Source organism: Bacillus sp. LH1 (assembly GCF_057924895.1).
In genome coordinates this window covers 4,117,239-4,128,934 of sequence record NZ_CM175007.1, presented here as the reverse complement: position 1 = coordinate 4,128,934, position 11,696 = coordinate 4,117,239, and the positions used below count along the sequence as shown (strand labels likewise).

Below are 11,696 nucleotides of genomic sequence, written 5' to 3'. Positions count from 1 at the left end.
TTGCTGCTTCTTCTTCAATCCATACGCCAGATATGATTTAGTAGGTGATTGGGGATGACAATCGAATATTTATATAAAACGCCCAAAACACTGCTGAATAAGGGAACTGGTTTTTTGTCCGGTTATAGTCATTCGTTGAATCCCTATACGGGATGTGTGTTCGCCTGCTCGTATTGCTATGTGCGGCAAATGCCTGTCTCCATTTTCCGTAACTCGGAATGGGGGACATGGGTAGATATTAAAAAAGATGCTGCACTCACATTCCAAAAAGAATTGCTTAGAGCTAAGGCCAAAGGTCCAGTCACCATCTTCATGTCATCCAGTACGGACCCTTATCAACCAATCGAACACAAGGAGAAAATTACGCAGTCTTTACTGGAAATTATGGTGGATAATCCCCCGGACTTCTTGCTTGTTCAAACACGTAGCCCACTTGTCCGCAGGGATATAAAGATGCTGCAACAGTTAGGAACAAAAGTTCGGGTGAGTATGACAGTAGAGACCGATAGGGAAGATATTCGCAAGCATTTTACGCCATATGCTCCCCCTATTCCAGCAAGACTTAAAACACTCCAACTGCTTGCTGAACTCGGTATTCCTGCACAGGTTGCCATCGCACCCATATTACCAAGTAGCGAGCGGTTTGCAGAAATATTGCGCCCCTTGGTTAACCGAGTATGTATTGACGATTACTTTATGGGGGACGGCAGCGGTGGTAAACGAACAAGCAGGATGGGCTTACAAGCCTTATATAGAAGTATAAAAATGGAAGAATGGTATCATCCATCCGTCTATCAATTGGTTTATAAACGAATGCGGCAGTATTTTTCGGAAGATGAACTTTTCATTAGCCAGAAGGGTTTCGAGCCCTAACGTTATAATAGGTTTCAAATTTTTTGTGGTATAGACATTAGATAAAAAATAGGTCTTGCCTGATCTTACTTATATCGTAAACCTAGTAGTTTATAATATTAATTAATGGGGGGTTATTATGAAAGATAGCAAACGTTTTAATTTTCACAAACTTTGGCTAGGACAATCAATAAGTTTGTTAGGTACCCAGCTTACAATGGTAGCTTTACCTCTTTTTGCATTAGAGGTGCTACAAACAAGCGAGGCAAATGCTGCCATGCTTCGTGGGGTTATATTTGTACCCTACCTAATTTTCGGGTTAGTAGCCGGTGCTTTGATAGATATCTTTCATAGAAAAAATGTTTTGCTAATTTGTAGTATATGTCAAGGAGTATTATTTTTATCAGTATTCATACTGACTGTAACAAATATTTTAACGTTCCCTTTATTAGTTTTTATCATGTTTTTAAATGGAATATTTACTACATTTTATAACATTGCTGTTCCTTCTTTCTTACCGGAAATAGTAACAGATAAAGACAAGTTAAAAAAAGGAAATGCCCAACTAGCTCTTTCGGAGTCTCTTTCTGTAGTAATTGGTCCTATGCTAGCAGGAATCATCATTACTCTATTTGGATTAACAGGCTCTTTCACTATTGACGCAGTAACGTATTTTGTTTGTTTTGCATTTGTACTATTTATTTCAAAGTTTAAACCACATACAGATGGATCTTTAAAAGACGTAAATATAAAATCCATATACCAAAACATATATGAAGGCTTGGTATATTTTAAAAAACACCCTGTATTGGAACCAATTGTAACCTGTGGCGCTGTTTACGGTTTTTTTAAATACATACTAAATAGTATTTTAGTAATATTCCTGTATAAGGTAATGGGTCTATCTGAACTTGAAATAGGGTTTGTTGTAGGCTCAGCAGCAGTGGGATTTTTAATAGGCAATACGGTTCTCATGAAAAAAAGTCAACAAATTAATAATACAAAAATGCTTATTTATAGCGCTACTGTATCAGTTACTGGTTTGGCCTTTATACCGATAATGGGATATATGGGAACCGTTTACGGTATAGTAGCTGCAAGTATCATACATGGTATGGGAGAAGGTGTATTTGGCCCTTACGCTGCAACCATACGACAACTTGCCTCACCAAATCACATGCTAGGCCGAGTAAATGCTGTACAACGTACGCTGAATTGGGGGGCTTGGGCATTAGGAAGTTTTGCTAGTGCATTTTTAGTTTCTATATTTGGGCTTCAAACTACGTTATTCATAGGAGGATTCGGAACAACATTGTGTTTAGTGGCCTTGTTAAGACGTGGCGTATCAAAAGGAAATGACATTGAATATACGAGTTCATTTTAGAGGAGATGATTATGATGTATAAGGTATCAAAAGGAAATGACATTGAATATACTACACCACACATTTTATTTATAGGGGGATGGACAAAGCCAATACAAGATGCTTTAGACAGTGGATATACTGTTTCATATATAGGATCTTACGCTAAACATATATATTTCGATGGAACTATCTTAGAAAAGTGTTACTATAAAAAAGAAATAGACACAACAAACATACCCTTGTCTGTATACTATGCTGAAGAATTATTCAAAGAGAAACCATTTGATGTGGTTATATCTTTCAACGAAACAGCCTTAGATACGGCTTGCATAATCGCAAAGATTTTTAATGTTAAAGGACCTTCTTACAATGCCAATTTGATAACGCGCAATAAAGACATGATGCGTGAAATGCTAGCAGGCAAAAACTTTTCGATAGACTCGAAAGTTTGCAATACTATTGAAGACATTGATGAATTTTTGAACAAAAAAGATAGTATTATAATAAAGCCTCCGATTGGCGCAGGTGGTAAAGGAGTATCCAAGCTAGATACAGGAGATGATGTAGGAGTATTTATTAAAGATAACGGTATTCAACTACCGGTTTTAGTAGAAGAGTACATTGAAGGTGATGTAGTTTATACGGTCGAAACCGTTTCTTATAACAAAAAACATTCTATACTAGCTATATCAGCTGAAGTATTTAAAGAAGATACGTTTATAATAAACTATACTATTATGCCAGCACCTATAGACGAATCTCAAAAACAATTAATTATGGAGAAAGTAATGCTATTTTTGGACGACATGCAAATGGAAAACGGCATTACTCATACAGAAATAAAGATAGACAAACACAATAAACCAAGAATCATAGAGTCTCAAGTTAGAATAGGTGGCGGAAATATTTGGAAAATGGTGGAGCTAACAACGGGCATATCTCAATTTGGATACTATTTTGATACGTTAGCTACTGAGACTATAGATGAATTTAGATGTGTACCTTCAAAATGTCAAGCCATGTCTTTAAGCTTGATTCCAAAACCAGGTTGCTTAAAAGAAATCAAGTATAAAGAGTTAGCTAACATGTCCGAGGTTGTATTAATTGATCTATTAGTAAAAGAGGGCGATATCATACCAGCTATTGTGGATAGCACTCAACGCAAAGGATCTATATTATTTACGGCTAATGATATAGAACATATGTATGAAGTCGCAGATAAAATATGTGACAATATAACGTTTGTTTATCAAGACTTGTCAGAATGGAAACCTTCTTTTGTCCATTGTAAGAAAACAGAATAAAAAGAAAATAAAAAACACAGGAAAAATGCTTTTTCTGTGTTTTTTTTGCAGTCATTATTTTTAATTTATTTAAAGTGTTTCCGTTTCATACTACGAATGAGAGCTTTCGTTTCTTTATCTACACGATAAGATTCTGTAATTTTTTGCAAAGCTTTATTATAAGTGAAATCATCGAGAGTATTATGTTTTAAATAGTCCAATGTTAAATCGGGGAACTTTATATAGCAGATAGACACCGCCCAAGCAATAGCCATTTTTGCGTAAAAACCATTATGTTTTGTGTTATCGAGTAGAGTTAGAACTTTACTAATATATCCATTTTCAATATAAAAGTCTAAAAGCATAACTACGCCAAATCGAACTTCATATTCATTTTTTGATGAAAGATAAGACTGTAAAAATTCCCATACAGCCTCTCTATGTTCTTTGGTAAATTTAAGTCCTATGCAGAAACTATCGCAAACTGACCAATTATCTATTTTGGGTATGAAAGAAGCTACATAAGATAATTGGTCATTAATATCCGTTTTAACATAGCCAATAACCATACCTTGTAACATAATTTCCTCAAAATATTCATCTTCGGCTGTTTTTAGATAAGTACGCCAATCATCCTTTGCAATCTTCTTTGCTATTTTACGTAATTCGGGTAGTCGAACACCCAAAACATTATCAATATTAGGTATGAGTGCTGCTGAAAATTTTTGATATTCTGGATCGATAAGTTCAAAAATTTGTGTTCTAATTGTATTTTTCATCCGTATCCTCCTGATATTTAACTATGGTAGAAAATGATATATCAATATAGGGTTCTCCATAAATAAAACGTTGCATAGGATTCCCAATTTGTCCAAGTGGTAGCATATTCTTTAATTTCTTTTTTTGTTGGTTTTGTTTCAGATCCTGTGAGTAGCTTAATTACATTATGCAAACCGACATCATCGATTGGAAAAGCAGTAGGAAACCGCAAGCATCGCATTAGAACGTAATTCGCTGTCCATGGACCAATACCACGAATACTAACTAAAAGTTTTTCAGCTTTTTTATGGTCATTAGTATGTAACAAGGATTGTTTTGTTAATTTTCCGTCTACCATAAGTTGTGCAACACCAATCAAATACTCACATTTCTTTATGGTCATTTTTAATGGAAGTAAATCTTCGACAGTCAATTTAGCAATCTTTTGTGGCAGTGGGAAAATCAAATATTTATTTCCATTCCATTCCACATGTTCACCAAAATTTTCTACTAAACGTCTTTTCAATGTATACGCATAGGTGAGGGTGATTTGCTGTCCAAGAATTCCCCAACATAAGGCTTCAAATAAATCGGGAATTCCCATATTACGTAAGCCATAGTGCTCTTTGATAGGCGTATTTAATAATTTATCTTTTTCAGCTAAAACATAAAAGGGAGATAGATTAGTGTCTAAATCAAACCATTCACGTACAAAACTAGCAACCGTCGCACGAAGCCATTTTGGTTGTATAACTGTATTATTTATAAAGCGTATAACAAGATTATCTTCTTCGTCCGCGCTAATTTCAATTAATGGTTTTTCTTGTTCTATAGATAATATACGATAGATCTTATCATCTTTAATGTCATACATACATTCATTTGGAGAACGTTGTAGGTATTGTAAGTTCTCTTTGAAAGCAAATTCCTTAGGCACGAATAATTTTATCTCTTGCTCAAAATCTTGCCAAGAACCATGTGGGAGAATGGAACAACAATTTTTACAAGGGAGATAGCCAGAATGCATAACCTCTTTTCTAGATTTGAATACTGTGATATTTTGTTCTTTTTGTACATTTTCACACCATGGAAAGCAATATATTTTACTAGTTATATCACCTATAAAATATGGAGCATCCCATTCAGTATTGTTAATATACTTTTTCATCAAATTCCTCCTGTTTTTTCATACATAACTCTAATATATTTTTATCATAAATTTCTTTTATTTGATTTTGTAATCTTGCTCTTATATTCCCAAATCCGTACAAATGATGAATTCTGGGTTTATACTAGTTTTCCATGGAGGTGATTACATGAGAAAACAAAATAAGCCAACAGTTGTAAATGCAATAGACGAAATCAATTTAACTGATGAGAGATGGTGGGCTATCATACAAAATGATGCATCATACAATGGGGAATTTTATTACGCAGTAAAAACAACAAAGCTTATTTGTCTTTCATCCTGTAAGTCACGTATTCCAAATGGAGTATGTATATTGCCACTACTAAAAGAGAGTTATGTTGGCTCACTTAATGAATCTTTGTATAAGCTTACAAATTGGATTGAAACGAAACTTCTAAATGATGTTCTAATTCAAAAAGATGAAAAGTTAAAGCTATATGCCGAGGAATTAATCGAATGTCCAAAATAAAATACGTTATGGGAAAACATACTCATATACAGACATAGCAAACCGTATTAAAAAACCTTATACCGTTCGCGCCATTGGAGAAAATCCAGTACTGGTCACCATGTAGTCGGAACAAATGGTTCATTAACAAGGTATAGAGGAGGGGAACAATGAAGGAGACGCTGTTAGATCTGGAACGGAATAATAAGTAGTGGAATTTTTACGAAAAATACAAAAAACATTAAATTAGAAGAGTGGTTTGTTACATGTGCAAGAAAAAAATATATATTCTTATGGATTCAAATAGAGATATTTATACTAGTGATATACCTGGGACTCTAGGGGGATACCGCCGAGGCAAGTTATATGGAAAACTAGATTGCCCCTCAGCGTTACGTGCAATTGCGCAGGGAGGATATATAAAATACCGAGTATTTTTTTCTGATGAAAAAACAGCAATTGCAGCTGGATATCGTCCATGCGCAGTTTGTTTACCAGAAAAATATGCGCAGTGGAAAAACACTCAAAAAAAGGAATGATAAGAATGTCTAAGATAAAACGTTACTCTTTTCCTCCTTTGATTGAGAATACAGAAAAATCAATTTTAAAACAATCGAAATCTCTAATTCCACAAAAAGAAATAGAAATGGGTACGTTGATGAATTTACTTACCTCCGTCCATCCACCAATTGAATCCATTACAATTGGTCATGGGAGAGATAATGTCTCGAAAGAGATAGCCTATGCTATAGCTGAATTATGGGAAACAAAAGGAGGAAGCGAAGGAAAGGGAGGCTATGTACTAAATATAGTAGACTGGCCTGAAGAGGCTGCTTCATGGTTACGTCCAGCAATACGTTTCACAAATGGGGAACCTGATGCATGGATTGTTACAGGGACTTTGTTAGGCTGGATTCAAATGTGTCGTCGATTATATAAAGATACAAATTGGAATGCACAAAGAACCTTTAGTTTCTCATCATTAGCCACCCCTCACATGTTAAAATTTGCAGGAGAGTCAATTGATGGACTATCTATTCTTGAAGGAATGCGTGGTAGTCTACCCTACGGCGGAATGTGGTATATAGAAAATGGAAAGATTCATAAAAATTTTGAAAGTAATATCACATATAAATAAAAATGAAAAATTTTTATAATAAATTATTAAAATAAATAATTATTAAACGTTATAATTTGTAAATAGTGGAAAAGGAAAATGTGTTGATGGTTATAAAAAAGTGCCTCCAATAGAAAAAATTTGCGAAGCACATAGTGGATGATAGGGTAAATTTACAAGACGGAATTGCAAAAATTCTATTTTCTGATGAAAAAAGAATATATCGTAACATGGAAATAGAATGGAGAATTTATAGGGTATGAAAAAAGCTTCAAAAAAGGAATTTTGCCAAATAAGACTATTTTTATAATGAAAGAAAAAGAATAAAAAATGATAAGAAAGAGATGACTTTCTGTTCAAACTTGAACGGAAAGTCATCTCTATTCGTTACACATATGTTTTTCTGTGGCCTCCAATAAGGAATTAGTTTTTTTTGCTATTGTACAGACTCTTTTTCCTCAGTAACGGCATGTATTTTATTGTTCACCCATACGAATCCTATTCCGATACAAATAGAAATACCCCAGCCGACAGCGGTCATAATCGCTCTCATTTCACCGTAGCCATCTACACCGAAAACAGAGATGAAATAAATTTTTAAGAAGCTTTTTAATATGAATTGTAGACCGAAAAAGAGCGTTAAATATTGCAATGCTGGATAGATACGACTATCACGATACAGTTCACGACTTTTATCACGGTCATGCCCTTGCAGTGCTGCAATATCTGCTGCGAAATATAACATAAGTGGTTTTTTTATAAAAATTGTACATATAACAATAATGCCGAGTACGATGTGATAATATGCATCATTCCACAACATTCGTTCAGCTGACCCAGATAATAAATCTACCGTTGTATTAGAAATGAGTGTAATTAAAATAAAGAACCCTGTCACGTTAAACTGTTTTTCTTTTTTAAAGGTATACAGTGTATAAATAATCCCCGGAACAGAGGAAAGTAACATCGCGTAATAAGGATCGATATAAGGTTTTGCAAATTTCCAAATGAGGAATGGGATTACGAGATAAAAGACAAGATCTAATATAGCTTTTTTATTTTGATTCATACAAAGCCTCCTTAAGTCATACATATATTTTATAATATAATTTCTGAAAATTGTATAAGGTTTAATGGGAAAAGAAAAAATATATCAATTTTCGAGGGGGTAGTAGATTGAAAAAAATTGCCCCTAGCGTAGTAAGTTTTTTTAGTATATAATAAAGGAAACGCTTTCATTTTTAATTTGTTCACAAAATGGACGGAAAATCACATATTTACTATCGATATGTTGCTTTATAATGAAACTAATTAAATATACATGCATACAATATTGTGAAATAAATAACATAAATAATCTATATAAATGTAAACGTTATCAAAAGAGAGAGGTGGAGACAATGAGTAAATTTTTCTTCAATCATAATCCAGCAACAGTAGAGGATGGAAGGCTTGTTAAATATGCTGAAATTATTTATGGAGAAGGTGGCCGTTCTGTATTAGAAAATTTAATGGTGAAGGCATCTATCAGATTGCGTGATCGTTATCCGAATAAATCTGACGAGCAGATCTCGAACCTAGTAAATAAAGGCATCCATGATATGTTTCAAAAATATGTGAGCGAGTAAGAGTGGCCAATGGCTGCTCTTATTTTTTTGTATAAGGATTGTAACTCTAGCTGAAAATAAACATGTATTCTGAAAAACGTAAAAAGGAGTGGGAAAGATGAGCAATGGAATTGGACGTTCGAAAGAAAATCTTCCAACTGATGCAAATCATGTGAGCGCGAAGGATCGTGCGTATCAAAAACGCATGGCAAAGCAAAAACAACAAGAGCGTAATGAGGATAGAGAGTAACTCGAAATAAAGCTCCTTCTAAAGCAGAAGGAGCTTTATTTTGATAGAAAATGATTCGCGGTAACATAAAAGAGTCCACCGTTAATAATTTGCACTGTAATACGTGGTTCATACTGTTCTTGCAGAGCTTGTTTTTCAATTTCATAGCTCTCAGGAAGTTCGTCACTTTCTTCATAAAAACGGTTTAAAAGGTCTAAATCATGATTCCAACGCACTCTTGCTTCTTTTGCCCACGTATGGTCATCTTCTGCAATTATATTTTTTAAAGCGTCTTCTATACGTTGTAAACCACTTTGAGGTTTAATGATGGGCGAGAGCGTAAAACAAAAATCAGGTATTTTTGGTGTAAGTTTAATGTTTGTTAATGTTTCATGAAAGTTTGCCATCATTGTTCCAGAAATGAGATGAATGCCAATCGAGTGAAGGATGTCTTTTTTTCGATCACATTGATAGGAAACTTTTATATTAATACCGAGCCAAGGGTGGAGCGGTGTATGTGTTGCTCCATTATGTCTTACATCCTCATATAAACGTATGTATGAGCCTAATTCTTTTGTCGTTTGGAAAATTTGATGTAGACGTGGTGAACCATAGTGAATAAGCTCACCATCATTTTCTTCATTTTCTGGATTTGTAATAAGAGTAAGGCGCATCGGATTCGGTACGCCTCCTGTTTTCTCAAGATAGTGCCAATAAAAAGGGCGATTCATTAATAATTTATCCATCTCAATTGTTAACTGTACATCTAATAAATGAGGAGAACGTTCTAAAATTTCACAGTTATTCGCCTCAAAGAAATTGTATAAGTAATTATGAATTTCATGTTGCTGCATAGCCTTGCACCTCAGCTTCATTTCGTTTCGCAAAGTCGATAATAGATGTTAAGTTTTCCATCTTAATTCTAATTTCACCTTCGCTTTTTGATTGCGCGAAAATTTCTTGAATGTGCGCGTCGATGTTTTTCATATTAATTCTCGTTAAAATTTCATCGAGTTCACCGATAACACGCTCGAATAAGTTGATTTTTTCATATAACAGTTTCAGAATATGTTCTTCAACAGTATGCTTTGTAGCTAAGTTATAAATATGAACATCATTCTTTTGACCGAGACGGTGAATACGTCCGATTCTTTGCTCAAGACGCATTGGATTCCATGGCAAATCATAATTGATCATATGGCTACAAAACTGTAAGTTAATGCCTTCTCCGCCAGCTTCCGTTGCAATTAACACTTGGGCACGATTTTGGAAAATTTCCTTCATCCAATCTTTCTTCCCGCGTTTAAATCCGCCGCGGAATGGGACAGAAGAAATACCGTGTTGTTGTAAAAACCATTGTAAGTACATCTGTGATGCTCGGTATTCCGTGAAAATGACGACTTTATCGTCAATTTCTTTTATAAGCTCTAGAGCTTTAGTTGCTTTCGAGTTGAAAGGAATATGATTAATTTTGTCCATTAGCACATCGATATGTGGATCTTTTATATAATGTTCGTTTTCTTTCTGTCTTTTTTCTACATGCTTTTTCAATGAATAGTAAACAGCCTCACGACTACTACACGCTTCCCGTTTTAACGTTAACGATGAGAAAGCAGATGTGAAGGCGTCTTGTCCTCGCCAATTTTCGATATCATTATATAGAGCTTGTTCTTGTTCATTAAACTCAACAAAAATTGTACGTACATGTCTCTTCGGCCAATCGATACCGGTATTATGTCGTCTATTTCGCACCATTACTTTATTAATGAGAGCTTTTAAGTCTTCATCTGATTCGGCTGAACGATTTTTGGAAGCGTAATATTCTTCAAAGTTGGATTGATTGCCTAAATGTCCTGGTTTTAATAAAGAAACAAGGTTAAAAATTTCATCAATCTTATTTTGAACAGGAGTAGCGGTTAGTAATAAACAAAACTTCTTTTTTAATCGTTGTGCAAATTCATAGTTTTTTGTTTTATTATTTTTCAGTTTATGTGCTTCATCGATAATAATAAGGTCATATTCTAAGTTCAACACGATATCGCGATGTGGTGAACGTTTCGCAGTATCAATTGATGATACGATTACGTCAGCTTGTTCCCACGAGTAGCTTTTCTTTTGTGCTACAGCGGGAATGAAAAACTTTGTATTCAGTTCGTATGCCCATTGTGATACGAGAGAAGCTGGGACAAGTATAAGTACCTTTTTCACGAGCCCGCGGACCATGTATTCTTTCAAAATAAGTCCAGCTTCGATTGTTTTTCCAAGGCCTACTTCATCTGCTAGAATCGCTTTACCATTCATTTGTTCAATTACATTTTGAGCGACTTCTAATTGATGCGGAAGCGGTGTGAAATGGGATAAATGTTTCGGTGCTTGTAGTCCATCAAAAGTAGGAACAAGTAACGATTTTTCTGTTTCATAAGCTAAGTGATATAAATCCCAGTTTGTCCAAGGACCATCTTCATCAATTCTATTTAAAAAATTGTTTTGCCATGTCCGATCTACGGAAATATCGACATTCATTACAACTCTCCCACCTTTTATAAACTAAAGTAATTATTTTTTAATGTATGATGATTTACCTTAAAAGAAGGCATAATTATCGTTATTAAAGGCTATATGATAGACAATAATAAAGTATTAAATCTCAAAAGCTGTATTTATTGTGTTTTAACATAAAAAATTCTAAATTATTTTTTATGCTAGAATATTGATGAAATATAGCGAATGATGTTAGGATAATGGTGTGAAATGTGTGGAATCTTTCGTATTTTATCCAAGAAAGTGATTTTTTATTTACGCTTTCATAAAAAAATATAATGAGATTCCGTATATCCTATCTTTTC

General features: G+C 34.3%; 14 protein-coding genes and 1 pseudogene. 9 read left to right on the top strand and 6 right to left on the bottom strand.

Going from position 1 to position 11,696, the window contains the following annotated elements:
* Nucleotides 1-54 precede the first annotated feature (54 nt).
* The 3 genes from ACX9TM_RS21355 (at nucleotide 55) to ACX9TM_RS21345 (ending at nucleotide 3,522) form a co-directional block, all read left to right on the top strand.
* A complete protein-coding gene (locus ACX9TM_RS21355; protein WP_000151596.1) occupies nucleotides 55-873 on the top strand; it encodes an SPL family radical SAM protein in 819 nt (272 codons plus the stop codon).
* A gap of 118 nt (nucleotides 874-991) precedes the next feature.
* Nucleotides 992-2,236: an MFS transporter gene (locus ACX9TM_RS21350; protein WP_000655288.1), complete on the top strand. Its 1,245-nt coding sequence runs from the start codon at nucleotides 992-994 to the stop codon at nucleotides 2,234-2,236.
* A 14-nt stretch (nucleotides 2,237-2,250) separates the two neighbouring features.
* Entirely contained in the window at nucleotides 2,251-3,522 is a 1,272-nt protein-coding gene (locus tag ACX9TM_RS21345) for an ATP-grasp domain-containing protein (RefSeq protein WP_000278929.1), read from the top strand.
* Nucleotides 3,523-3,587: 65 nt separating this feature from the next.
* On the opposite strand, the gene ACX9TM_RS21340 is transcribed toward ACX9TM_RS21345, so the two are convergent.
* On the bottom strand, nucleotides 3,588-4,280 hold the full coding sequence (locus tag ACX9TM_RS21340; RefSeq protein ID WP_017560045.1) for a DNA alkylation repair protein: 693 nt from the start codon (nucleotides 4,278-4,280) through the stop codon (nucleotides 3,588-3,590).
* A gap of 41 nt (nucleotides 4,281-4,321) precedes the next feature.
* The gene (locus ACX9TM_RS21335; RefSeq protein WP_072770028.1) at nucleotides 4,322-5,428 is read right to left on the bottom strand and encodes a DNA glycosylase; all 1,107 of its coding nucleotides are present in this window, start codon (nucleotides 5,426-5,428) and stop codon (nucleotides 4,322-4,324) included.
* 148 nt (nucleotides 5,429-5,576) lie between these two features.
* Here ACX9TM_RS21335 and ACX9TM_RS21330 point away from each other — a divergent pair.
* The 4 genes and pseudogenes from ACX9TM_RS21330 to ACX9TM_RS21315 form a co-directional block, all read left to right on the top strand.
* Nucleotides 5,577-5,750, top strand: a pseudogene (locus tag ACX9TM_RS21330) (Ada metal-binding domain-containing protein); the annotation flags it as partial.
* Between the two features lie 169 nt (nucleotides 5,751-5,919).
* Complete coding sequence (locus ACX9TM_RS21325) at nucleotides 5,920-6,024, top strand: MGMT family protein (protein WP_077393201.1); 105 nt, start codon at nucleotides 5,920-5,922, stop codon at nucleotides 6,022-6,024.
* A 139-nt stretch (nucleotides 6,025-6,163) separates the two neighbouring features.
* Complete coding sequence (locus ACX9TM_RS21320) at nucleotides 6,164-6,436, top strand: Ada metal-binding domain-containing protein (protein ID WP_000335143.1); 273 nt, start codon at nucleotides 6,164-6,166, stop codon at nucleotides 6,434-6,436.
* A 5-nt stretch (nucleotides 6,437-6,441) separates the two neighbouring features.
* On the top strand, nucleotides 6,442-7,035 hold the full coding sequence (locus ACX9TM_RS21315) for a hypothetical protein (RefSeq protein WP_061654152.1): 594 nt from the start codon (nucleotides 6,442-6,444) through the stop codon (nucleotides 7,033-7,035).
* Between the two features lie 415 nt (nucleotides 7,036-7,450).
* Here ACX9TM_RS21315 and ACX9TM_RS21310 read toward each other — a convergent pair whose 3' ends face one another.
* Nucleotides 7,451-8,083 (bottom strand): VC0807 family protein, encoded by a 633-nt coding sequence (locus ACX9TM_RS21310; protein ID WP_001073110.1) that lies wholly within the window; start codon nucleotides 8,081-8,083, stop codon nucleotides 7,451-7,453.
* A 141-nt stretch (nucleotides 8,084-8,224) separates the two neighbouring features.
* The gene (locus tag ACX9TM_RS21305) at nucleotides 8,225-8,341 is read right to left on the bottom strand and encodes a hypothetical protein (protein WP_001987222.1); all 117 of its coding nucleotides are present in this window, start codon (nucleotides 8,339-8,341) and stop codon (nucleotides 8,225-8,227) included.
* Between the two features lie 73 nt (nucleotides 8,342-8,414).
* On the opposite strand from ACX9TM_RS21305, the gene ACX9TM_RS21300 reads away from it, so the two are divergent.
* Nucleotides 8,415-8,642 (top strand): hypothetical protein, encoded by a 228-nt coding sequence (locus tag ACX9TM_RS21300; protein WP_000032702.1) that lies wholly within the window; start codon nucleotides 8,415-8,417, stop codon nucleotides 8,640-8,642.
* 97 nt (nucleotides 8,643-8,739) lie between these two features.
* Nucleotides 8,740-8,871 (top strand): hypothetical protein, encoded by a 132-nt coding sequence (locus tag ACX9TM_RS21295; protein WP_000064668.1) that lies wholly within the window; start codon nucleotides 8,740-8,742, stop codon nucleotides 8,869-8,871.
* A gap of 35 nt (nucleotides 8,872-8,906) precedes the next feature.
* Here ACX9TM_RS21295 and ACX9TM_RS21290 read toward each other — a convergent pair whose 3' ends face one another.
* Nucleotides 8,907-9,704 (bottom strand): YqhG family protein, encoded by a 798-nt coding sequence (locus tag ACX9TM_RS21290; protein WP_001183964.1) that lies wholly within the window; start codon nucleotides 9,702-9,704, stop codon nucleotides 8,907-8,909.
* Nucleotides 9,691-11,373 carry a DEAD/DEAH box helicase gene (locus ACX9TM_RS21285; protein ID WP_001100038.1) on the bottom strand — a complete coding sequence of 561 codons (1,683 nt, stop codon included), beginning with the start codon at nucleotides 11,371-11,373 and terminating at the stop codon, nucleotides 9,691-9,693. Before ACX9TM_RS21285 ends, ACX9TM_RS21290 begins: the two co-directional genes overlap by 14 nt.
* Nucleotides 11,374-11,696: the final 323 nt, after the last annotated feature.